Source organism: Vibrio sp. AK197 (genome assembly GCF_053903115.1).
This window is the reverse complement of the sequence record NZ_CP096430.1, coordinates 1,107,684-1,132,853: the sequence shown is the minus strand read 5'-3', so window position 1 is coordinate 1,132,853 and position 25,170 is coordinate 1,107,684. Positions and strand designations below refer to the sequence as shown.

General features: G+C 46.3%; 18 protein-coding genes. 11 read left to right on the top strand and 7 right to left on the bottom strand.

Annotation, left to right across the window (positions count from 1 at the left end; genetic code table 11):
• The first annotated feature begins 454 nt into the window (after positions 1-454).
• A complete protein-coding gene (locus M1D72_RS12515; protein WP_456297081.1) occupies positions 455-2,494 on the top strand; it encodes a hypothetical protein in 2,040 nt (679 codons plus the stop codon).
• A 72-nt stretch (positions 2,495-2,566) separates the two neighbouring features.
• On the opposite strand, the gene M1D72_RS12510 is transcribed toward M1D72_RS12515, so the two are convergent.
• Positions 2,567-3,970 carry a DEAD/DEAH box helicase gene (locus tag M1D72_RS12510; protein ID WP_456297080.1) on the bottom strand — a complete coding sequence of 468 codons (1,404 nt, stop codon included), beginning with the start codon at positions 3,968-3,970 and terminating at the stop codon, positions 2,567-2,569.
• 257 nt (positions 3,971-4,227) lie between these two features.
• Between M1D72_RS12510 and M1D72_RS12505 the strand changes: the two genes are divergently transcribed.
• The 3 genes from M1D72_RS12505 (at position 4,228) to M1D72_RS12495 (ending at position 10,071) form a co-directional block, all read left to right on the top strand.
• Positions 4,228-4,884, top strand: coding sequence for an NAD(P)H-binding protein (locus M1D72_RS12505; RefSeq protein ID WP_456297079.1), 657 nt, complete (start codon positions 4,228-4,230; stop codon positions 4,882-4,884).
• 485 nt (positions 4,885-5,369) lie between these two features.
• On the top strand, positions 5,370-7,544 hold the full coding sequence (gene katG, locus M1D72_RS12500) for a catalase/peroxidase HPI (RefSeq protein WP_456297078.1): 2,175 nt from the start codon (positions 5,370-5,372) through the stop codon (positions 7,542-7,544).
• A 295-nt stretch (positions 7,545-7,839) separates the two neighbouring features.
• Entirely contained in the window at positions 7,840-10,071 is a 2,232-nt protein-coding gene (locus M1D72_RS12495) for a phosphatase PAP2 family protein (protein ID WP_456297077.1), read from the top strand.
• Between the two features lie 33 nt (positions 10,072-10,104).
• Here M1D72_RS12495 and M1D72_RS12490 read toward each other — a convergent pair whose 3' ends face one another.
• On the bottom strand, positions 10,105-11,283 hold the full coding sequence (locus M1D72_RS12490; protein ID WP_456297076.1) for a benzoate/H(+) symporter BenE family transporter: 1,179 nt from the start codon (positions 11,281-11,283) through the stop codon (positions 10,105-10,107).
• Positions 11,284-11,407: 124 nt separating this feature from the next.
• On the opposite strand from M1D72_RS12490, the gene M1D72_RS12485 reads away from it, so the two are divergent.
• Positions 11,408-11,977, top strand: a complete 570-nt coding sequence (locus M1D72_RS12485) for a helix-turn-helix domain-containing protein (protein ID WP_390190596.1) — start codon at positions 11,408-11,410, stop codon at positions 11,975-11,977.
• Here M1D72_RS12485 and M1D72_RS12480 read toward each other — a convergent pair.
• The 3 genes from M1D72_RS12480 to M1D72_RS12470 all read right to left on the bottom strand — a co-directional run bounded on the left by M1D72_RS12480 (position 11,967) and on the right by M1D72_RS12470 (position 15,946).
• Positions 11,967-13,379 carry a hypothetical protein gene (locus M1D72_RS12480; protein ID WP_456297075.1) on the bottom strand — a complete coding sequence of 471 codons (1,413 nt, stop codon included), beginning with the start codon at positions 13,377-13,379 and terminating at the stop codon, positions 11,967-11,969. The two genes, M1D72_RS12485 and M1D72_RS12480, sit on opposite strands and share 11 nt — an antisense overlap.
• A gap of 379 nt (positions 13,380-13,758) precedes the next feature.
• The gene (glk, locus tag M1D72_RS12475; RefSeq protein ID WP_390190599.1) at positions 13,759-14,730 is read right to left on the bottom strand and encodes a glucokinase; all 972 of its coding nucleotides are present in this window, start codon (positions 14,728-14,730) and stop codon (positions 13,759-13,761) included.
• Positions 14,731-14,959: 229 nt separating this feature from the next.
• Positions 14,960-15,946, bottom strand: a complete 987-nt coding sequence (locus tag M1D72_RS12470) for a LacI family DNA-binding transcriptional regulator (RefSeq protein WP_390190600.1) — start codon at positions 15,944-15,946, stop codon at positions 14,960-14,962.
• A gap of 237 nt (positions 15,947-16,183) precedes the next feature.
• Here M1D72_RS12470 and M1D72_RS12465 point away from each other — a divergent pair, with 237 nt between their 5' ends.
• The 5 genes from M1D72_RS12465 to M1D72_RS12445 all read left to right on the top strand — a co-directional run bounded on the left by M1D72_RS12465 (position 16,184) and on the right by M1D72_RS12445 (position 21,758).
• Positions 16,184-17,320: a Gfo/Idh/MocA family protein gene (locus tag M1D72_RS12465; RefSeq protein ID WP_456297074.1), complete on the top strand. Its 1,137-nt coding sequence runs from the start codon at positions 16,184-16,186 to the stop codon at positions 17,318-17,320.
• 58 nt (positions 17,321-17,378) lie between these two features.
• Complete coding sequence (locus M1D72_RS12460; RefSeq protein ID WP_390190603.1) at positions 17,379-18,623, top strand: MFS transporter; 1,245 nt, start codon at positions 17,379-17,381, stop codon at positions 18,621-18,623.
• 32 nt (positions 18,624-18,655) lie between these two features.
• Complete coding sequence (locus tag M1D72_RS12455; RefSeq protein ID WP_456297073.1) at positions 18,656-19,708, top strand: sugar phosphate isomerase/epimerase family protein; 1,053 nt, start codon at positions 18,656-18,658, stop codon at positions 19,706-19,708.
• Positions 19,709-19,721: 13 nt separating this feature from the next.
• Positions 19,722-20,579 carry a sugar phosphate isomerase/epimerase family protein gene (locus M1D72_RS12450; RefSeq protein ID WP_456297072.1) on the top strand — a complete coding sequence of 286 codons (858 nt, stop codon included), beginning with the start codon at positions 19,722-19,724 and terminating at the stop codon, positions 20,577-20,579.
• Between the two features lie 219 nt (positions 20,580-20,798).
• Positions 20,799-21,758, top strand: a complete 960-nt coding sequence (locus M1D72_RS12445) for a nuclear transport factor 2 family protein (RefSeq protein WP_456297071.1) — start codon at positions 20,799-20,801, stop codon at positions 21,756-21,758.
• Between the two features lie 84 nt (positions 21,759-21,842).
• On the opposite strand, the gene M1D72_RS12440 is transcribed toward M1D72_RS12445, so the two are convergent.
• Together M1D72_RS12440 and M1D72_RS12435 are read right to left on the bottom strand one after the other, a co-directional pair.
• Complete coding sequence (locus tag M1D72_RS12440) at positions 21,843-22,922, bottom strand: alkene reductase (protein ID WP_456297070.1); 1,080 nt, start codon at positions 22,920-22,922, stop codon at positions 21,843-21,845.
• On the bottom strand, positions 22,923-23,933 hold the full coding sequence (locus M1D72_RS12435) for an LLM class flavin-dependent oxidoreductase (RefSeq protein ID WP_456297069.1): 1,011 nt from the start codon (positions 23,931-23,933) through the stop codon (positions 22,923-22,925).
• A 180-nt stretch (positions 23,934-24,113) separates the two neighbouring features.
• On the opposite strand from M1D72_RS12435, the gene M1D72_RS12430 reads away from it, so the two are divergent.
• Entirely contained in the window at positions 24,114-24,806 is a 693-nt protein-coding gene (locus M1D72_RS12430) for a hypothetical protein (RefSeq protein ID WP_456297068.1), read from the top strand.
• Positions 24,807-25,170 lie beyond the last annotated feature (364 nt).

The following is a 25,170-nucleotide window of genomic DNA, read 5'->3' as shown; positions in this document are numbered from 1 at the left end:
GGAAAATCATATATATAAAAAACCATATGTCAATGTCCCCATTACTGGGCTACTGCTGACATTCTCATCCGACGAGCCTTAATCGTACAATTTATATTTTATAAATTAATTGGCTTTTCCCAGCCAATAAGCATGTTGTCTCTTATCAGTTAGTGGCAAACAACGACTAGGCCCTTTGATCACGGCGTTGATAGTAAAATGAGAAATTTATTACTTATAAATCAGTTATTTGATTACATAAACACAAAAGATCTACCCAATTTTTTGCATTTTAAAAATGGTTAAACCGTCATGCTATTGATCCCAACTTCAATCATCTGATCGAGAAAATACGCAGTATTATAAAAGTACCAAATCCTCTTATCCCTAAAGCCAGCATGGGTTTTCTATGGATATGCTCCTCACACAACCCTGACAGTCAACTAACACTACTCGAACGAAAGAGGAACTTTCCATGACACAAATTATTGTCGGTAACAGCAATAGCAAAGGATACGGTTCGGCGGCTAAGCTGACCGTCAGAAACGGGACCGAACTTCCTGTCGACCAAGGCAGTTACTATGAGGAAGACGTTGTCGCCACGCACCTTTATAACTACACCAACCTTGAAATAGATAATCTCGCGGGTTGGGACTCTGAAGACATCAAAGAAGTCGCGATTAGAGACGGCGATTACGTCAGTTTGTCGGTAACGGATTTCGTCGATGTCGCTATTCTCGGTGGTAGTTACGACTATATACTGCTTAATCAAGCAAAACGCGCGACCATTGATCTTAGTGACGCCCAAGAAGGCATCAGCCTATTCGCTACCCCATACTCAAACAACGATCACTGGAGTAACCTTTATAACGTCACGATGGGGGCTGGCGATGATCATGTCGCATTTAGCATGGCTGCCAGTTCCGATCCTAGCTCCTCCAAATGGACCGAATTTAATGTCGACTTAGCGCTCGGTAATGACATCTTTGAATACGATTTAAATGAAGCCGCCAGCAGTAATCAGCAACGGTTTGTCGATGGTGGAGATGGATTCGATAGCTTAATCCTTAGCAGTGACAACTCAGATATTGATTTTGTTAACTTTGAATATATTGAGCTCGAGGAAGGTGAAACCTTAACGTTAACGCAAACCGATTTGGAAAATAATGGCGCTTTAGACAATGGGCTAATCGTGAATGGGCAAGTCGCGCTTTCTGAAGATTTTGACCTAACGAGCATGTCGATTAGAGAGCTCACCGACGTACAACGGGCACACATTGAACAGAGTGGCTATGACTCCAGCGAAATTGTGGCTGTCAACCTCTATACTGGTGATAATGCTTTTCCTTATTACGATGAACATGAGGGAGAATACACTCTTTTTATGAAAGAGTCGGATATTGATTATGCAAACTTCCATTTCCCTTACACCATCGATTACGCTAGTGGAATATGGGCTGATTATTTCTATCTAAAAGGCTTTGGTCTTTGGGATTCTTACGATTTTGAAAGCACTCAGTGGCTAGAGGTCTCGATCGACATGGGCAGCTCAGATGATCGTGCTTACTATGGGTTAGCTCATAGAGCCAATAATGATATTGAACGTATTATCGATGCTGGAGCGGGTATCGACGTGCTAAGGTTGGAAGATGACATAAATGGGCTTGAATTCCAAAACTTTGAAAAAGTTTACAACATGACCAGCGAGACACTCACCTTAACAGAAGACACCTTAGCGAATAACAGTTCTTCAGGATGGTTGAGTATTATTGGCAAAGCAGAAGCAACCCCACAATTTGATCATGCAACTATTCACTTATTGGATCAGTACTCTCCCTTAGAGGGATTATATGCCATCGATTATGGAGAATATGTCGGTGGCTACTATTATGATGATCCCAACGAAGACTTAGATACTTTCACCGACCCAGTTGAACTTTCCCTAACGTACCAAGGAACTCAATATACAGTGTTGACTGAACTAAGTAATTTTGAATTTCATACAAACACCATCAACTATCGTCTTGATGCATCTTACGATAATTATTACTACTGTCGCTCCTTCGATTATCAGTTTTCTGAAGCAGATGACTACGTAAATTATAATGTATCGATTGACGTATATGATGACATGAACTGGATTAATTCCTTTCATTTTGTTCTTGATGGCGGAGAAGGCTTTGATACTGTTGCTTTCGAACTGTCTCCCGAATACCTAGACTTCAGCGATTTCGAATATATTGATGTGCAATTCGATGGTGACCTCAAGCTTGACCAGACACTGCTCGCTAATAATGCGTCAGCGGACGATGGCTTAATCGTTAACGGTAGCGTTGATCTTTTAGAGGATATTCACGGCATATTCGTCGATGAACTCAGCAATGCGCAGCAAGCTTTATTCGACAATACCAATTTAGACAGCGATGACTTCGAGGCAGTGACCGTATTCTATAACGATGACAGCTACACGTTACTGATGGATGTTGACGATCTCGCCTATCACCTAGCGGCTTAAATAAGCGTTATTTTGTTGAACACATAAAGCGAGCGTACTCCGTTCGCTTTATGTGTTTCATTAAAACATCGACTACTCAGCTTTTGGTACAGAGCGGCGACGACGTTGTCCATTTGGTTTTTTCACTCCAGTTTGACCGCCCTCTTTCGCGTGTGCTCGAGACGAATTGCCACTCCCCTGCGGCTTTCGCCCTTGACGAGCGCCAGAAGATTTACGCGCCCCTGACTTCGATGCTTTCTCTTGAGAGTTCTCATGCGCAGCATTATCTGCTTTTGGTTTCTTCGGCTTTTTCGGTTTTTTAGGCTTAATAGGCCGCGTATCCAATTTTGACTCAGGAAGCGTGTTCGTTGGCTTGTAACCGTCGAGCTCTTCTCGCGGTAGCACCTGCTGAATTAAACGCTCAATGCCAAATAGATCTGCCGCTTCCGCCGCGCAAACCAACGAAATCGCTTTACCGACTTCTCCCGCACGGCCAGTACGCCCAATACGGTGCACATAATCTTCGGCTACATTCGGTAATTCATAGTTAACAACTTGAGGCAACTGTGGAATATCAATACCACGCGCGGCAATATCTGTTGCAACCAATACTCGAATCTCACCAGATTTAAAATTAGCGAGCGCTTTGGTTCGCGCCCCTTGGCTTTTGTTACCATGGATCGCCGCTGCGCTTAAGCCGTCGTCATTTAAATAGGTCGCAAGGCGGTTAGCGCCATGTTTAGTGCGCGTAAACACCAAAACTTGTCGCCAATCGCCGTCTTTGATCAGCTTTGCCAGCATCGGCGCTTTCTTTTTTACATCGGCTGGATAAATACTTTGCTCGACGGTACGCGCAGCAGAGTTTGCTGGGCTAACTGAAATTTCAACTGGGTTATTAACCAAACCTTTTGCGAGCGCACGAATGTCATCAGAAAACGTGGCTGAAAATAGCAAGTTTTGGCGCTTTGCGGGTAGCAACTGTAATATTTTACGGATATCGCGAATAAATCCCATATCCAGCATACGATCCGCTTCATCCAATACCAGCACCTCTAGTTGGTCAAACTTGACCGCATTTTGCTGATAGAGATCCATCAAACGTCCTGGCGTTGCCACTAGGATATCTGTGCCTTTGCGTAAACGTAGCATCTGAGGATTAATTTTTACGCCACCGAACACCACAGCGTTAGACAAACGTAAATGGCGGCTATACAGCTCCACGTTTTCTTGAATTTGCGCCGCCAATTCACGTGTCGGCGTAAGAATTAACGCCCTCACCTGATTACCACGAACGCGAGGGCCGTCGCTGAGGCGCTCAAGAATTGGCAGAGTAAAGCCTGCGGTTTTCCCCGTCCCAGTCTGAGCTGCAGCCATGACATCCTTGCCGTCTAACACTGCAGGTATGGCCTGCGCTTGAATGGGGGACGGTGTGTCGTACCCTTTTTCTTGAATAGCTTTAAGGATTGGAGCAGAAAGACCTAAGGAGGTAAAACCCATATTTGATTCTCAGTAAAATGAATAAAAGTTTCCTCACGCCACCGATCGCCGCGCGGGAAAAAGCCCGCTATTCTGAAGCTTTTGTGGTCAGCAAGCAACCGCTATTTATTCACATGAAAAAATAACCGCCAAAATAAAAATAGATTCTTTCGCCTGCCCATTTGTACTTTTCTTATATCAAAATTTTGTCAAGCCCTTGATTGTAGAACTCACAGATGCAAGGTTAGTAGTAACAACACACATCAGGAGGTATTGAAATGAGTAATGTATTCATTGTTGGTGGCGCAGGTAAAGTGGGGAAACGCTTAACAGCAGAACTGGTCAAACGTAACCACCAAGTAAAAACGCTATATCGAAATCCTGAACAAACCCAAGAATTAGAGAGCCTAGGGGCGCAACCTGTTTTTGGTAACCTAACCGAACTTGAAGAGACAGAACTGGCAGAAAAATTCGCGGGGATTGATACGGTTGTTTTCAGTGCTGGCGCTGGGGGCAAAGGCGGTGAGGAAATGACCAATGCAATCGATGGTCGAGGCCTTGAGCTTAGTGTTGACGCGGCGATGAAAGCAGGAGTCAAACGCTTTATGTTGGTTTCAGCATTTCCCGAATCAGGACGCGGACGCCAAATTTCTGAAACCTTTGAAAACTATATGAAAGTGAAAAAAGCGGCAGACGTGTACCTCGCCCACTCGTCACTGGATTGGATTATTCTGCGACCTGGTACGTTAAGTGATGATGCTGGCAAAGGCCGAGTGAATCTCGGTTTGGCAATTCCTTATGGCGTTGTGAGCCGCGATGATGTGGCGTTATGCCTAGCTGAGATAATTGATAAACCCTCGGTACATCATTTGATTTTGGAACTGACTTCCGGTGACACCCCGGTGTCTGATGCGGTTGCCCAATTTGCTCATTAATCACATCGCTCAACTTGGCAGCTTATTAGGTAAGCTGCCAAACTCTATGAGCTTCTAACTGGCTTGCTAAGAAATCATTGCCCACAGCCATTCTTGTCTTTGCCTACATTCACTCAAGCATTGTATTTTAAATACGTATCAACCTAAAAAATCCACCGTCAAAACACTCACAACACTCTATTTACAATTTCGGTTTACACACGATATTAATCAACTGGTCTGAAATTGTTAAAAAACCCGATCAATTGATTAGAGTATTAATTAATAAGTGAAAACCCATATTCATTATTTTTTGATAGGCACTTGCAATCAATACAATAGCTTAAAACAGTGTGAGTAAAGTTAACTTCTCGCCTAAAATTCATTTCAAATCATAGGCAGTAATCTAGTCTATATTTCTAGTCAAAATGCATAGTAAAGACAACGTGTTAAATAGTCGTTAACAATGAAAAAAATACCTCGAAATGTAGGAAAGGAGTTAGAACATGGCAAATCAAGACAATCACTCTGGAGGCAAATGCCCTGTCATGCATGGCAGTATGACCTCGTCTGATCAGTCGGTTATGGATTGGTGGCCAAAATCACTGAATCTCGACATCCTGCACCAACATGATTCTAAAACGAATCCCTTTGGCGCTGACTTCAACTATCATCAAGAGCTGAAAAAGCTGGATGTTGAAGCGCTAAAAAATGACCTAAAAGCCCTGATGACCGACAGCCAAGAATGGTGGCCTGCGGACTGGGGACATTATGGTGGCTTAATGATCCGCATGGCTTGGCACTCAGCGGGCAGCTATCGCACTGCTGATGGTCGCGGGGGCGGCTCAACAGGCAACCAACGTTTTGCTCCACTTAACTCTTGGCCTGACAACGCCAACCTAGATAAAGCTCGTCGTCTGCTTTGGCCTATCAAACGTAAGTATGGCAACAAAATTAGCTGGGCTGACTTGATGATCCTAGCGGGTAACATGGCTTATGAATCGATGGGACTGAAAACCTTTGGATTCGCGTTTGGACGTGAAGATATCTGGCACCCAGAAAAAGACACCTATTGGGGCTCAGAAAAAGAGTGGTTGGCGCCAAGCGGCAGCGAAGGCACGCGTTATTCAGGCAAGCGTGATTTAGAAAACCCTCTGGCAGCGGTAATGATGGGCTTAATTTATGTTAACCCTGAAGGTGTTGACGGCAATCCTGACCCATTGAAAACCGCGGCTGACATGCGTGAAACCTTTGCACGTATGGCAATGAACGATGAAGAAACCGTCGCTCTAACGGCTGGCGGCCATACTGTGGGCAAAACTCATGGTAACGGTGACGCATCGGAAGTTGGTCCTGATCCAGAAGCCGCTGATCTCGATGAACAAGGCCTTGGTTGGAATAATCATAAGTCTCGAGGCATTGGTCGAGACACTGTTACCAGTGGATTAGAAGGTGCGTGGACAACCCACCCAACACAATGGGATGGTGGTTTCTTTAAAATGCTGCTTGAACATGAATGGGAATTGAAAAAAAGCCCAGCAGGTGCTTGGCAGTGGGAACCTGTAGATATTGCTGAGCAAGATAAACCCGTGGATGTCGAAGATGACTCGATTCGTCATAACCCAATGATGACCGATGCAGACATGGCGCTCAAAGTCGACCCTGAATACCGTAAAATTGCCGAGCGTTTTTATAAAGATCAGGCCTATTTTGAAGATGTGTTCGCTCGTGCTTGGTTTAAACTTACCCACCGCGATTTAGGCCCTAAATCTCGCTATGTTGGCCCTGATGTTCCAGCTGAAGATTTGATTTGGCAAGATCCTGTCCCAGCAGGTCGCAGCGACTACGATGTATCGGCGGTTAAAGCCAAAATTGCAGCCAGTGGCTTAAGCCCTGCCGATATGATTTCTACGGCTTGGGACAGTGCACGTACATTCCGTCAGTCCGATGCTCGCGGCGGTGCCAACGGAGCTCGCATTCGACTAGCTCCACAAAGAGATTGGCAAGGAAACGAACCTGAGCGTCTAAACCGAGTTCTGAGTGTTCTCGAAAAGATTGCCGCAGAAGAAAATATCAGCGTCGCCGATACCATTGTTCTCGCTGGTAACTTTGGGGTTGAGCAAGCTGCCAAAGCTGCAGGGGTCACTGTAGACGTGCCTTTTGCTCCTGGACGTGGTGATGCAACTCAAGAGCAAACTGACGTTGATTCATTTGATGTCCTTGAACCTCTTGCTGACGGCTTCCGTAACTGGCAAAAAGCGCATTACACCGTTAAGCCAGAAGAAATGCTGCTCGACCGCGCACAATTAATGGGACTAACCGCTCCAGAAATGACAGTACTAATTGGTGGCATGCGTGTACTAGGCACCAACCACGGCGGCAGTACGCATGGCGTATTTACGGATCGCGTGGGAACTTTGAGCAATGACTTCTTCGTTAATTTAACCGACATGATGTACACCTGGAAGCCAACAGGCCGCAACAGTTATGACATCTGTGACCGCAAAACTGGCGAAGCCAAGTGGACCGCGACTCGTGTTGACCTTGTGTTTGGTTCGAACTCGATTTTACGTGCTTACGCGGAAGTGTATGCACAAGACGACAACCAAGAGAAATTTGTACATGATTTCGTCGCTGCTTGGACAAAAGTGATGAACGCGGATCGCTTTGATATTGCCTAAGTCTCTCTTTTATCCTTAAATCAAAAGCCTTTGTTCGTTGTGAGCAAAGGCTTTTTTGCGCTCGACACTCTTACTTTAAAAAGGGGCTCAATCAGCCTCATTGTGATTTCAATCCACAGTATGAAACCTAAATCATAAAGTTGTTTAAAAACAATGAGTAATATTTTTGTGACATCAGAAAAGCTTCATTTAGCTGTCACGTAAGCGTCACGCTCGGTTGCTAATTTCCTGCCCTCACTCACCTGTGCTCAACGCCACAGGATTGTTAACACTGAGGTAAGGAAACTCACACGTTATGACACACTCACCCCACTTGCGTACGTTTACGCTCACCACGTTAACCCTCGCCCTTTTGACCGCTTGCAATAGCGAAGACACCATTGAGCAGCCGACCTTACCCCAAGGGCTTGGTTATCAGCAGCAGGTACCAACACCTGAAATCTCTGGAGCTACTGTGGTTGACGGCGACATTCCGGTGACCAACTTCAAGGGAAATATCGTTGCCTACAATGAGCAAGTAAACCCTATCTTGCAAATTCTTAGTGGGTTCAATGCGATTTGGTCGGTGGGAGATGCCACTTGGTCCAGTACAGGTTCCAATACCGCAGCGATCGCTGACGGATACGAAACCTATACTGGCATCAGTGGAGGGGCGACCAACAGTACCAACCTAGCACTACAGCTTCATTTTGGTGGTGAAACCACCTTAAACAGTGAGATTTGGCACTACAATTTTGACTACGTTAATACGCTTACTCGCCCAGGACAGTCCTCACCGGATGTCGACCGCAGTCGTCAGACTGAACAAGTCTTCGCCTATCTTGATGATCAGCGCCAAAAAGGCTTTAGTATTACGTCTGGGCTCGGTGCGTTGGCCAATGACTACCGAACTGGGGCCAATGCTCACTCGCCCTATTCCACCAACCAAGATGGGACCGAGGTTTTGGTCGATGGTCAGCCCATTGATATCTTCGACGCCAATCACTTAATGAATGATGATTTAGGCTCAGGGGGTAGCAACTATGGCCAGCATGGCTATGAGCTTGATAATGTGGTGGCTCTACTGGATATTATTCGTGACTTTGGGGCTTCAACTGAAGCGCCGAAATATCATTTTGAATCGCCAAGACCATGGCGCATTGAACAAGACTACTCAGTAGCAAGTTTTAGCGATATCAATGATGTAACTCAACTCGACTGCCACAATCTTGATGGTTCTTCTTCGGCGAAATTTTATGATTTTCCTCAGCAACCTCTGGTTTCGCCGATTATTGGTTTACGCTGTGCAGGACGCACGCTCTACACCGACAATAGCGATGGCTCCTTTAGCTCGAATTATTCAGCCAGCGACGGCGACAACTGGGTGTCGGGCCGTGCTAAAGATGGTGGTTTTCCCAGCGGTCACACCACTGAAGCGGTCGACCGCGGCTTAGGACTAGCGTATGCAATTCCACAACGCTTTGCAGAGATGGCGGCGCGCGCGGTTGACCTTGGCACCAACCGTATTGTTGCAGGCATGCACTCGCCTTTAGATGTGATTGGCGGGCGCATTATGGGCACCGCGGTCACTGCTGCTGCGCTAAATGCCAACCCCGATGTTGCGAACTCGGCTGTCGAGCAAGCTTATGATTACTTCTTTGACAAAGCTCAACAGCAAGGGTTTAGTGACGTAAACAGCTATGCACACAGTGATGTCTCTGAACTCGAAGCTCAGCGCTACGTTGACCATGATGCGATGAAAGCACGCTATCGCAACGCGCTAACCTACGGATTTAAACCTTTAGCCGAGCCCAGTGTGGCGCCGCAAGTACCTAAGGGCGCAGAGATTTTAATCGCTTCACGCTTTCCCTATCTCGATGATGCTCAGCGCCGAGCGGTTTTGGCAACGACCGAGATTAATTCCAATTATCCGGTGATTAACCAATCCCGTGGCTGGGGACGCCTTGACTTAGTGATGGCTTCTGATGGCTATGGCGCGTTTAATGGCGATGTCTTTGTCGATATGGATGCAAGCCAAGGCGGATTTTCAGCCAGCGATGAGTGGCGTAACGACATTCGTGGTCAAGGCATACTGACTAAGCGAGGCAGCGGGCAGTTGACGCTATCGGGAGACAATAGTTACCAAGGTGGGACAATTATTGAAGGTGGCGAATTAATCGCTGGATCAACACATGCGCTCGGAGACGGCACGGTTTATCTGCAAGATGGACAATTGACCATTGATAACACATCGTCTGGTTCTGGCGTCACCGTTGCTGATTATGTTCAGCAGTCAGGCATCTTAGCATTGAATGTAGATAATAATGCCTCACTGCAAGCAGAAAATCGTATTTATCTGAATGGAGGGTCGCTGCAATTGCGTGTCCCAATCCTTAGTGCACAGACAAGCTATTCGATCCTTTCAGCGCGTTTCTTAACGGGTGAGTTTACCTCGGTCAGCGCCACTGACGTACAGGGTAATTCCTATGATGTGAGCGTGTCATATACGGATACCGGGGTTACTGCGACAATCACCCCTCAGCGTTAACCACTCCTTGGAGCCCAGATGGGCTCCTATTTCTTAAAGTGTCGACCTAGAGCGTGTCAGGCTGCGCGTCACTTGTAAATACACGAGGCCTATCAGCAACCCCCACAACGTAGCGCTGACGCCAGCGAAATTGACACCAGAAAGAGTGACGAGAAATGTCAGTAGTGCTGGCTCTCGGTAATCAACATCATGAAACGCCGTCTGCAGACACATCATTAAGGTACCAAGCAGCGCCAGCCCTGCAAGAATATGAGATACTTGTTGCGGCAAAGCCAAAAACAGTGCGACAACCGTTGATGCAAACACGCCCGCAATTAGGTAAAAGACACCCGCCCAAATCGCAGCGCGATAACGCTGTTGTTTATCGCTATCCACCGCTTCATTCATACAAATTGCTGCAGAAATCGCCGCAAGGTTGACACTGAAGCCGCCAAACGGAGCAAACAAAATATTACACAGTCCTGTTCCGGTCAGCAGTGGCTTGACGGCAACATCGTAACGATAACTCTTCATCATCGCCACCCCAGGTAAGTTTTGCGATAGCATAGTAATCACATATAGAGGCAGCGCCAAGTTAATCACTGCCGATAAATCTATATGCGCAGGAAACCATTGCGGAGTTGCTATCGATACGGAAAACACAGGCTGAGAAAAACTGCCGACTGACGCAGCGCACACCACACCAACAATCAGTAAGGTCAACATCGCATAGCGCGGAATCAAATGCTTAGCAATCAAATAACTCACCAACATGGCAGTGAAAATGACCGGACTCGTCGCTAAGGGTTCAAAAGCACGAAGACAAAAAGGCAGCAGAATAGCACCTAACATCGCGGTGCCAAGCTGCGCGGGAATTCGTTCTATCGCTCGGCTTAGAGGCGATATTAAGCCCGTAATTACAATCATCAGCCCACACACCATAAAGGCGCCTATCGCTTCATTTAAGCTGTAATCACCAACCGCAGTGACCAGCATCGCTGCCCCAGGTGTCGACCACGCAGTTAACACTGGCTTTTTAAACCACCATGAAAAGCCGATTGAGCTCACCCCCATGGCCAGCCCCAGAGCCAGTAACCAGCTCTCAATCTGGCTTGGCGAAGCACCTGCGGCACTGGCCGCTTGGATAATAATCACCACGGAACTGGTGTATCCCACCAATACTGCGGTAAAGCCTGCCGAGATGTGACCAAGATTAAAGAGCGATTTAAGCATGGTTTTTCCTTAACTGTGTTACCATCATTGTGCGTCATAACGCACAACCAGCAGACTAGCACCGTGCGTTATAACGCACAAGAAACATTTAGGCTATTGAGCAAACAAAATTCGGGAGTTTTCCGTGGCGGATGAGTCGGTATTCAAAATACAAATCGCTAATCATTTAAAAGCGCAGCGTCAGAAGAAAGGATTAAGCCTTGATGCAACGGCGAGATTAACCGGGGTTTCCAAAGCAATGCTTGGTCAAATAGAGCGTCAAGAATCCAGCCCTACTATCTCCATTTTATGGAAGATTGCCAGCGGATTAGACACTTCATTCTCGGCGTTTTTTGCCGCCCAGCCCGAGTTGCTATCCAGTGAGACCACCTTCCCTGACGATCCTAACATGCAGGTGAAAACCTTGTTCCCTTATCAGGCGGACAGCGGGATAGAAATGTTTGAAATTACCTTAACTCAACACCACCAGCAGCACTCGTCTGCCCATATCACCGGAGTGATTGAACATATTGTGGTGCTAGAGGGTGAACTTAAACTCTACTTTGATCAGCAGTGGCATCATTTAAAGGCAGGCGAACGACTACGCTTCTTTGCCGATCAAGAGCATCGATATGAAGCCGCCTCGAAGACGGCTGTCTTTCAGAATATTATTTGTTATCCGTCGTCGAGATTATCAGGCCAAACTAAACCGTGACGCCGTAACTTAAATCTTCATTATTCATCAGCAGTGTATAACTTGAATCATCAATCGTCAGTACCAATTCAGACATGTTGTCATCATAATGCCCAACGTCTTCAAGCCACTGTTGCTCAGCGCTGCTCAATTCATTCACTTGTAAATCGTCTATAGCATCACTAAAGTTCACTTGCCCATTGACGATCAAACCAAGATCTGAGCCGTTACTGGCTAAGGTTTGTGTCGTAAACTCAAGTTCGCCAGCGTACTCGACGTATTCAAAGTTACTAAATTCAAGAACTTGTGGATCTTGTTCTATCAGCAACTGGTCAAAATCCCCTTGCTGCTCACCACCATCAAGGTAATGGTGCACATACTGCGCTGCATCGCTTGGATCTTCATACCAGCTGACTTCAAGATCATAGACGAAGGTATCGTCATCACTGCCAAGCTCAAGGTTAAACTCGCGATCTTGGTCTATCGTGCCAGATTCACGGTAAACCACATTATCACTGGCTATGTCGAGTTTATCTGTATCCAAAAGCAGGGTATAACTCTTTTCCCCTATGGTCAGGGTCACCAATGATGGATGAACACCTTGCGTACTGGCATTAGGCGTATATTCATGATTGGCGGTTGCATAGAAATATTGGTCGATCGCTTCAATGGCGTCATCACTGAGTGAGCTAACTTGCATGGTATCGACCTCAGAGGTCACCGCAACATTGCCGTTAACCACTAACCCACCCCAGCTCTGCGCAACGTTATTCGCCAGCACGTTGTTATCGATAAACAATGTATTGTCAAACGTTTCAACATATTCGATGTTACTAAAGCTCAGATCGTCAGAGTCACCCTGCAACTTAAGGACATCCCAACCACTTCCACCATCGACAGAGCGTACTTGCTGCGAGTTTGCACTTGGGTCAATGTCATAGACAAACACATCATCCCCTGCCGCTAAATCCACCACGAACTCAGTCCACTGTGAAGTTGTACTGTCGTAATCACTGTGCCAACCGTCTTCCAACCCCGTAAACCCTCGTGTAAAGGTCAACACATTTGCAGAGTCATCCCCTTGCACATCGAACATATTACTCCATGCGCCACCATTGCTGTACGGCGTAATAAACGTCAGTTCATGGGCTTCAATATCACCACGTTTGGCATAATTAAGGTATAAACGGTCGTAGTCACCCGATACCGTAACATCAACAAAATTATCCACGTAAACATACGTACTGTCAGAATTGACTGTGATATTTTTATAACCTGACTGATTCCATTCACCTTCATTACGAATGACTAAACTAAAATCATCGACCATTTCATAAAGATTACCGTTGTCAAAATATGCACTGCCAGAAGTAAAAACAGGAATATCCCTAGGGTCTTGAGCCCCAATAATTATTTGATCCATCTTCTTCTCTCATTTTGTGAGTTAATTACTGGCTATAAAGCCATTGAATAATTATATGAATCTTAGAAACAATTACCGTCTAGTAAATAGGAAGAATGTAATTTTGACCTCAGGCAAACCCAAAAATCTCAATAACAATATGGAGTTATGATTACGTCATTTCTATATCAATAAAAAAGGTGAGTTTAAAAATTAAAAGTACGTCGTTATGTATCGGATGGAAATTAATTTTTCCGATGTATATTAAATACATAAAAATCATATTTTAGCGCGATAATATAGTGATAGTTTTATTATTTATGTTGTGTTTAAAAAATTAAGCCGCTTTAAAAGCGGCTTACGTTATATTTAACAAATACTTAATTATATGAACTAAAAATTATGAAACTGTATAGCCTAAGGTTTGACGTAAATAGGTTCCCGCGCCCAATAAGCCCGGTTCGTTTCCGGAAATTAAATACACAGGGATCTGCTGCAAGTAATCTTTAAATCGACCTTTATCTTCAAAAGCAGCGCGAAAACCAGATTTAAGGAAAAACTCTTTAAAGCGAGGAACAATGCCACCGGCGATATATACTCCACCAAATGCCCCTGTCGTCAGCGCCAAATTGCCACCAAATCGACCCATTAACACGCAAAACAATTGCAATGTACGCTCACAATCTTTGCATGTGTGATTTAACGCCTGCTCGGTAATCTGTTTTGGTTCGAGATCTTGCGGTTGGTTACCCGCATAGGTCGCAATAAACTGATAAATATTGACAAGCCCTTGCCCAGACAAGCAACGCTCTGCTGATACACGACCAAATTTTTCACGTAAATGAACCAATAGCGCGTCTTCTTCAGGTGTGCATGTCGGTAAATCCACATGTCCTCCCTCACCGGGAATGCTATGCCATAGACCGCCACCATGAATCAGTTGTGCCACACCAAGTCCTGTTCCGGCACCATACACAGCGACAGGTTTATTGGCTTGTGGTTCACCACCGCCAATTTGTAAACACTCATCAATTGGCAACACTGGAATCGCGAGCGAGACCGCCGTGAAATCATTAATAACCTCTAGCGCTTCAAACCCAAGATTCGCTTTGAGTTCACTGATCGAAAATTCCCATGTGTGGTTAGTCATCGAAACCCAGTCTTCGGTAACCGGGCAAGCAATCGCGATACACGCAGTATTAATAGGTTCACTGCTATTTGAACAGTAGTCGCGAATCACGGCTTCGAGTGAATCGTACTCGGCACCAGAGTAAGTCTTAGCCTCACTCAGTGCGCCGGTTTGTAAATCACACAATGCGAGACGAGCGTTCGTCCCTCCTATATCCCCAACCAAAGCAAATTGATTTGGCATTTCTCCTCCTGTAAGACGCGCTCGACTGCGTCGATCTTAAAATAAAATAAGCGATTAAACAGAAATATAATGAATTCCAATTTGCTCGGCAACCTAATGTAACGAATGATGTAACGTTACATTAGGACCATCACAAAACACAAAGAAATCATATTCACCGAACCCTCCCTATAGCATAGCGATAAGCTCAGTGAATAAGTTGAGAATTGACGCAGCTTATTGATTAATGTTACGCGGAGTGACGAACAATAAGCGAATGGTGAATAATTTTAGAAGACACCGCTTTGCCGTCCATGCGCTGAACCAGCATTTTCATCGCCGCTTGGCCCATTTCAAACGTCGGTTGTTGGATGGTGGTCAACGAAGGTTCAAACATATCCGATAGAGGAATGTCATCAAAACCAATGACCGCAACATCGTTGGGCACACTTTTTCCCATACGAAAAACCGCTTTCATAACACCAATCGCCAGTGTATCCGATACTGAGAAAATCGCGGTTGGCGGCGAGGTTAACGTCATCAAACGGCGGGCGGCTAATTCACCCAACGGATAATCAATGCCCCCCATCGATTGGATATACCCCTCTTCAATCGGTAACCCTGCGCTTTCCATGGCACTGATGTATCCTTCTCGACGCTGCTGAGCGTAAATATAACGCTCGTCTGAATTGACCAACCCGATGCGCTTGTGACCTTTAGACACCAGATACAAAACCGCATCTTTCGCCGCCTGTTTATGGTCAATACTGACGTAGCCGACTTGCGAACCAGGCACATATTCGGAACATGCCACCCAAGGCAAATGGACAATGCGCTCAGGCAATTCAAGCTGCGCCATCATCGGATCCAGGCTAATGACGCCCGCGACCTGCTTCTCATCCAGCATATCTAGGTACTTCAGCTCAACCCAGCTCGTTCCTTGGGTATTGGTCAAGATCACCGAGTAATTATACTCACGGGCAGCCGCTTCAATGCCATTTACAATGCCGCTGTAAAATGGGTTTTCGATGTTAGGCACTAACACCATAATCAACTTGGTGCCATTTAGACGCATCACGGGATTACTTTCTGGTAACTGATATCCCAAGGCTTTGATTGCGTTTTGAACTTTTTCTCTGGTTTGGGGGCGAATCGACTGACTGTCATTCAGTACTCGAGACACAGTGGCCGTGGAGACACCGGCATATTTGGCCACATCGGCGACAGATGGACGCATGAATTCGCTTTCACCTCTTCAACTAACAATGAAACGAATGTAACACGGATTTCATAGACACTCTACTTTTGGCCTTGATTTATCGACTGTGATCCAACTCTCACTGTGTATTTGGATTGTGATTGAGGGCATAAAACACACCTAAAGATCTTGTCTTATAGTTCCTTCCTGTCAGATTTTGCCCTACCGTATGTAACACAATGTAATGTTACATCAATATACAAAACGGAGCAGACTATGAAGCGATCAAGTCTTAATGCAGTCATCATCGGAACCGGCATGATTGCCAACGTGCACTTCCGATCTCTACAAGCGGCTGGCGTCAATGTACTTGGACTGGTCGATGCCAATCCTACTCGCGCTGCCGAGATCGCAGAGCAATGGGGCGTTCAAGTTTTCGACGACTTAGACCAAGCACTGGCCAGTGAGCAAGTGGACGTCGTACACGTCTGCACACCAAATATCTTCCATTTTGAAATGGCCAAAAAAGCGCTTAACGCTAACAAACATGTGATTTGTGAGAAACCTCTGGCCACCAACCTCGAAGATGCGTTGGAGCTGCAAGCACTCGCCGCAGAGAAAAACTGCGTGACGGGCGTACCTTTCGTCTACCGCTATCACCCGATGGTGCGTGAAGCACGTGCTCGTATTCAAAGTGGCGAAATCGGCCTACTTCATCTGATTCATGGCAGCTACCTGCAAGATTGGCTGTTGGACCAAAGTGATAACAACTGGCGCGTCGATCCAAAACAAGGTGGCGCTTCACGTGCCTTTGCTGACATTGGTAGTCACTGGTGCGATCTCATAGAGTGGGTGACTGGTGAGCGCTTTACCGACTTAACCGGCCATTTCCACACAGCGCAAAAAGAGCGTTCGACTAACGCAACCGAAACCTTTAGCGATAAAGCGGGCGCTACGGAAGAAAGCAACGAACGCGCGGCTGTCACCACCGAAGACATAGCCAACTTGCTGCTGATTACAGATAAGAATACACCAGCGACACTGACCGTCAGCCAAGTCTCGGCAGGACGCAAAAACCGCCTGTGGTTTGAAATCGATGGCAGTAATAACAGCGTGGAATTTGATCAAGAAAATCCTGAGAAACTTTGGGTCAGCACACGAGAAGCTCGCACTTTGCTGGTTCGCGACCCGACCCAAGGTAGCGCTGAGCAAAAACGGCTATCGCTCACCCCTGCAGGCCACGCCCAAGGGTACAGCCACTGTTTTGACGCATTTATGCGCGATTTTTACGACACGATTTTAGGCGGTAATCCGCAAGGATTACCCACCTTTGATGATGGAGCTCGTGCTGCGAAATTGATCGACGCTGCACTGACTTCAACCAGGGAGAAGCGCTGGATATCGATTGATTAACTGATACACACCGTTTCGTGAAACATCCCTACATTAAAAAAACGATATGGATAATATTATGAACAATAACAAATTCATTCTGCCACGCCTTCGCGCCATGATGTTTTTACAATTCTTCATCTGGGGCGCTTGGTACACGTCTATTGCGGTTTATATGTCTCAAGTCGGTATGAGTGACTTGACGCACTGGCCGTACACAGTAAACCCACTGGCCGCAGTCATTGCGCCATTCTTTATTGGTTTAATTGCCGATAAGTACTTTTCAACCCAAAAAGTACTCGGGGTGCTGCACCTGATTGGCGCTGTATTCCTATTTATTGCGCCGCACACCATAGAAAATCCAACGCTGTTTATTGTCATGCTACTGGCCTATAACTTGGCCTACATGCCAACACTTGGCTTGTCTAACTCACTGGCGTTTCGCAACATTGACGACCAAGAGAAACAATTCCCGACCATTCGTGTGTTTGGCACCATCGGTTGGATTGTTGCGGGTCTGTTTATCAGTTTCGGCCTAGGTGGCATGTTCGATGTCGCGGCAGAACAAACCGCCATGCCACTTTATACCGCCGCCACGGCGAGTGCGATTTTAGGTATCTACAGCTTTATGTTGCCGGACACCAAGCCCGCTTCATCGAGCAAGAAAACCACCTTTAGTGAAATTTCAGGTTTGAATGTATTGAAAGAGCTAGCAAGCCCTGCGTTCTTTGTATTCATTTTGGCCTCATTCCTTATCTGTATTCCATTAGCGGCTTACTATAACTTCACTCAGTTGTTCCTAAGTTCTATGGAAATGGACAATATCGCTGGAATTCAAACACTTGGTCAGTTTTCTGAACTGCTATTTATGCTATTGATGCCGTTATTCTTCCGCCGTTTGGGTGTGAAGTGGATGTTGGTTGTCGGCATGCTTGCATGGGTACTGCGTTACGCCCTATTTGCGATGAGTGCACCCGATTCCGTCATGTGGATGATCATGATTGGCATCGCTTTGCATGGTGTTTGCTACGACTTCTTCTTTGTCACTGGGCAAATCTACATCGACAAACAGTGTGATGACAGCAACCGTGGTCAAGCTCAAGGTCTCTTAGTGTTAGTCACTTACGGTATTGGTATGTTGGTTGGTGCTCAGGTCGCCGGCATGGTTTATAACCAGTTCCTTCAAGGCAGCACTCATTTAACGGCGGAGAACTGGGCGAGTTTCTGGTGGTTACCCGCAATGTTCGCAGGCGGAGTCGCTCTGCTGTTCATTCTATTTTTCAGAGAGAAACGTAGCCCAGCTACACAACAAGCTAGCGCTTAACTTTTTTCACAATTTTCGGTAGGTAAGTCATTATGAATCAAATTCAAGGACCCGCTATTTTCCTCGCTCAGTTTATTTCCGACGAGGCGCCTTTTAACACATTGGAAGGCCTTGCTGATTGGGCGTCGAAAAAGGGCTATAAAGCAGTACAAATGCCCACTCTTAACCCAGAAATCTTTGACTTAGAACGCGCCGCCAATGACGTGGATTATTGTCAGCAGTTTCAAGCAACACTTGCCAACTTTGGCCTAGAGCTCAGTGAACTGTCGACACATATTCAAGGCCAATTGGTGGCGGTTCACCCAGCTTACGATGAGTTGATGGATCAATTTGCACCCTCTGAGGTGCAAGGCGATTCTCAAGCGCGTACCGTGTGGGCAACCGAGCAACTTAAGCTCGCGGCGAAAGCGTCAGCAAACTTAGGTCTCACTGCCCATGCGACCTTCTCTGGTTCGCTGTTGTGGCCTTATGTTTATCCATGGCCACAGCGTCCACCCCGCTTAGTTGAAGATGGTTTTGCAGAGCTTGCGGCTCGTTGGAAACCGATTCTTGATGAATTTGAACGCTGCGGCGTTGATGTCTGTTATGAACTCCACCCGGGCGAAGATTTGTTCGATGGGCGCAGTTTTGAACGCTTTTTAGAAAGCGTCAATCACCATCCTCGAGCCAATATTCTTTATGATCCAAGCCATATGCTTTTGCAAGGCATGGATTATCTTGGGTTTATTGACCGTTACCACCATCGAATCAAGGCCTTTCATGTTAAGGATGCAGAGTTTCGACCTACCGCGTCGCAAGGCGTATACAGCGGCTATTCCAGTTGGGTAGACCGTGCTGGGCGATTCCGCTCTCTGGGCGATGGACAAATTGATTTTGTCCAGATTTTCAGTAAATTAACGCAGTATGGCTTTCAAGGCTGGGCAGTGCTCGAATGGGAATGCTGCCTGAAAGATTCCGATCAAGGTGCCACTGAAGGCGCGGAATTTATTCAGCGTCACCTCATAAATAAAACACAAAAAGCATTTGATGATTTTGCCTCAGGTACTCAGCAAGGCGACCTAAACCGCCGCTTGCTTGGCCTGTAAACGGAGACTAAACATGTTCAAACTAAAAAATTGGGTTAAAGCCGGTGCACTCACTCTAGGCGTTATGGCAACGGCTGTGGTTAGTGCTCACCCAAAACACGACCATCACCAGCAAGAAAACATCGCCGTTCAGATGTACACCTTGCGCGATCAAGGCAGCCTAGAAGAGCAATTTGCGATGGCTCAGCGCGCAGGCTTTCATGCTGTGGAATTGGTCGGTACGCACGATGTTGACAGTTATGAACTCAACCGCCTACTCAACGAGTACGACCTCGATGCGATGGCGGCACACGTTCAACTTGAAGCGTTACGTAATGATCTCCAAACCGTGATCACTTTCAACAAAGCGGTCGATAATGACGTCATCATTATGCCTTGGCTACCAGCAGAAGAACGTCCAGATTCAGCTCGCGGCTGGCGTGAACTTGGTCAAGAGTTAGACCAGATCGGTCAAACACTGCGCCGCAATGGCATGACCTTGGCGTACCACAACCACGATTTTGAGATGAAGAAGTTCCATGGCAAAACAGCCCTTGAATGGATTATCAGTGCCTCGCACGCACGTAACCTGAAAATTGAATTGGATGCCGCATGGGTATCTCGTGGTGGGCAAGACCCAGCGCAATTTATCAAAAAGCTGCGCCACCGTTTATTCAGTATCCACGTGAAAGATAACTCGGGTATTGGTACTCACGATGATGAGCGTAACTTTACTGTTGTGGGTGACGGCATTATGGCTTGGGATGAAGTCCTTCCTGCCGCTGAGCGCGCTCATGCCCGTTGGTTTGTGGTTGAGCACGACCAACCCGCAGATGCCGAAGCGATCATCACCAAAGCAAATCAATATCTTAAAGATCACCTTCGTCGCTAAACGCCGTTTTATCACTATGCTTAAAGGGTGGAGTTTCCACCCTTTTTTATGCTCAATATTTTCTCACTCTCTAGGTTTACCCGGTTTCATTCTGGAACCTCAGGCTGAGATGACCGTCTCTGCACCCCGATTATCAATCAAAACGAAGTGAATAAAATGGGCTTTGGCGTACGTCTCTGACGAAGACGGCCAAAGAAACCTGTTTAGGAGAAAATAATCATGAGTTTAACTTCAGACCGCTCAGCACTTCGTGACCTCATGGATCGGTTTGCCGATTTTTGGCTCACCGGTGAGTCAACAGCCATCCAACCCGCGCTTGCCAGCGATCTTGAATTAATTAGCCACCAACACGGGCGCTGGCACGGCCCTCAACAAGCGCTAAATGCGATTAAACACGACACAGCAAGTGGTACGCTGTATGGTCAAACATCCAATCATTATATCGCTGTCGAGCAAGACCAAGCCGTCTGCAGCATGTACTTATTTGCGATGGCGCAAAACCGCCCTCAGTATTTCCTATTTGGAAGTGCATTAGTCATGCATTTTCGCCGTGAAACAACAGGTTGGGTTATTGAGAAAATTCGCTTACAAGTAAACTGGTCACACGGCGCACCAGAGCTAATGTCACATTGGAAAAATACGCCAAATGAGCAAGGCTGGGATTTAGCCAAAGAGCCACCCGTCTTGATCAGCGAGGTGCACTCTCCCTGGGCTTTAATGCCCAATGCACCGGTTGCATACGATTTACCGCAAGCACTGGCTGAACTCTATGCGCGATATTCATTCGCGGTTGATCAAAATGACATCGGCCTTTTAGCCACCACGTACACTCAAGACATTGAAGGCGGCTTTGCGCCCGCTGGCAATTTTAGCGGCTATGATCAAGTCATCAGTCTTTTGAAAAATTTCCGTCATTTGGCGGCCGTATGGCAACACTTTGCTCGTATCGTGCGTATTGAAGATGAAGGCGATGGACAACATGCCAAAATGATTGTGGCACGAATCATCCCAGAAAGACCAGTGTCTGAAAACGGCGATCCTATTTACGGTGCCCATTATCAGTTGCGAGTACGTAAAGGCACAGATGGGCAGTGGCGCGTATGCTGGACCGACTACCGAACAGGTTGGTTTAGTGAGCAAAATATTCCTGCGTTTGATATTGGTCGCACAACGGCTTAAAGACCTGCTAAGAAAAATAGTCAACCACAAAAAGAGCCACTTAATGTGGCTCTTCATTTGAACGTCAGACAACCGTCTCAGCCCTTATGGCTCATATCGCGGGTAATCCACGTACCCTTCACTGCCTCCACCATAAAAAGAACTGCGTTTCACTGGTGCCCACGGCCAACCATTAGCAATACGCTCCACCAAGTCAGGGTTAGAAATAAACGCGCTACCAAAAGCAATCAGATCCGCTTGGTTGTGTTTAATCATCTCTTCGGCTTGTTCAGCGGATATCCCCCCAGCCAGAATCAACGCTCCATGCCAACGCTCACGAAAATCTGATAACAGTGATGTTTGATGGACCTTTTCGGTTAAGGCGAGATGAATATACGCGATATCACGCTGATTCAACTGCTCCGCAAGGTATAAATAGGTTTGCGGCGTATCATCAAACAGCGGCATATCTCCTATCTGATTATAAGGAGACAAACGAATGCCCACTTTTTCCGCACCGATTTCTGCGCAAACCGCATCGACAACCTCAAGCGTAAAACGGCTGCGACTTTCCAAGCTTTGCCCTCCATAGCGATCATCACGTGTATTGAGCTTCGGGTTGATAAACTGCTCAAGCAAATAGCCATTGGCCGCATGGATTTCAACGCCATCAAACCCAGCTTGCATCGCATGGCGCGCCGCGACGCGAAACTGGTCAACAATATCCGCAATTCCACTCTCATCCAGCGCTTGCGGTTCACTGGCAGGGATATTACCCGGATTACCCTGCGCATCGTAGGCAAAGGCCTGACCGCCTGCCAGTGCAACACTACTTACTGGTGGCTGCGCATTAGGCTGAATACTCCGATGAGAGACACGCCCCACATGCCATAACTGCGCAACAATTTTGCCCTGCTCCGCATGGACATTATCGGTAACGGCTTTCCAAGCACTCACTTGTTCACCACGATAAATTCCCGGCGTGTATAAATACCCAGTTCCCTGCTCTGAAACCGGAACGCCTTCGGTAATCAATAACCCTGCGCTGGCTCGCTGGCGATAGTACGTCGCGGTGAGTTCATCAGGTATCCTTTGTGGTGAGCGCGCTCTGGTCATTGGCGCCATCACAACGCGATTTGCCAAAGGTAACCCTTTAAGTGACAGTGGAGACAGCAAGTTATGCATTTACGCCTCCTCACTAAACCAAGCTTGCGCAATCAATTCATGAGATTGAATACGAAGCTGTGGGTCGTGAATCCATGAGTTAATCATGATTTCGTCAGCGCCTGTTCGTTCAACCAGAGAATCAATACCTCGGCAAACGGCGTCTGGCGTTCCCCATAACGATTCTCTTAACTGGCTTAGAATTTGTTGCTTGGCCCCAGGGCTCCACACCTCATCCATATTCTCGACCGGTTTTGGCAACAAGGTTTCTACGCCACGTCCAAGGTTATGGAACTTCTGCAGTTCAGTGGTGGCTAAGAACTCGGCTTGTTTTTGGCTTTGCGCTGCGACCGCATTGACACAAATAATCACATACGGTTTCTCAAGCTGTGGTGACGGTTTAAAATGCGTTCGGTAAATATCAATCGCGTGCAACATGGCATCGGGCGCAAAGTGAGACGCAAAAGCAAAAGGTAATCCCTTTTGCGCCGCTAACTGGGCGCTGAACGTACTTGAGCCAAGTAGCCACAAAGGCACATTTAGCCCTTCGCCCGGTATCGCTTTAACATGTTGACCCGGTTTTGCCACTCGAAAATACGACTGTAATTCATCAAGCATCTCGGGAAAATCCAGCCCTCTTGCCGTGGTATCACGGCGCAAAGCACGCATGGTACTAGAATCCGTGCCTGGCGCGCGTCCTAACCCTAAATCAATACGCCCAGGATAAAGAGATTCAAGGGTTCCAAATTGCTCCGCAACCAACAACGGCGCGTGGTTAGGCAGCATCACGCCACCAGAGCCTAAACGAATGGACTGCGTTTTTGCGCCGATATGACTCAAAATCACCGACGTTGCCGCACTCCCAATATCGCGTAGGTTGTGGTGTTCTGCGACCCAGAATCGATGAAACCCTGCTTTTTCGGCTGCTATCGCCAATTGGGTACTTGAATGAATCGCATCACTGACGGTCGCTCCCTCACCGATGGTCACCAAGTCTAATAAAGATAATTTTACGTGTGTATTGTTGGGCATATGACTTTCTCAATAAGTTGGTTTGTTTTATTCACCTAACGGCTTACCAACATTATTGATGGAATGGTTCGGGAGAATAAACCAGCTTCACTTCCTATCACTTGAGCCATAATTTCCATAATCACGTTAAATCAAAAAGGTAAAATAACCATTCAAAAAACATATTATTTAGGAAAAGTCATGAATTCAGCTCAATTTTATTCCGCAAAAGATATTGCTCATCGATGGTTTGCTTATTTTGAAGGGAAAACAGAAACGCTCGATACGCATTTAACTCTGTTTAGTGATAATATTCGTCTGGTCCACGCAGGCTCGCACGTACTGGCCAACAATTTGCCAAGTTTAAAGGCTTGGCTAAAATCCGTTCCCGATGAAATCAGTGCACACTTTATCGACACATTCCAATTTGAATCACTCGACCAATACAGTGCAAAAATAACCATGAGCGTGCGCTATCAAGCCCTTGATCATAACCAGCGTTTAATCGGGGCCGTGATTGATTATCAAACCGAAGTCGAATTTGACCAACACAACAACGCACGCTTTCGTTTTATCCAAAAGACGCCGATACATCCCAACCCTGACCAACGTTTTACTCCTTCCTTTAATCTCAATCGCATCGAATCTCTGCGCGCGCATCTACTCTATCTTCATCATCAAACGCGCCAAACTACGGGCCTAGAAAGCACTGTAAACCTCAAAGCACAAGAACCGTTTTCACAGGCTCTCAACGCACTATCAGAAAATCAGTTAACCACACTGCCTATTTTATTTATTGACGAATGGAATGACCAAGATATGCCTGCCACACATCTAAGCGTTCAACACAATCGACAACGCTATCTGAGCATTCTGAATGTCGCCATCGAATGAATCTGGCCTCCCGTTTTCCAATCACATATCTAAAAAGAGCCGATAATTGGCTCTTTTTTGGTTCAAACCGGCGTCTCTTTATGGAAAAAGAAATTTAAATATAACGGTTAAATCCAAACACTTGAGAATTTATTTCTATAATCAAAATCATTTGTTAAAAATACAAAATAATCACGATGCAATAACTTATTGTTTTCTGAATTAATTGATATTTTCACGTTATTTCTTTGCTCAAACTTGTTACACAACCCTAACCAACCACACGATTATTTTCCACATTCACAACGTGGATTTGAATAAGATTACGCCCTAAAATCCATCGAAACTCAGCCCTAACCAATATTCTAAGTTGATATTAATAAAC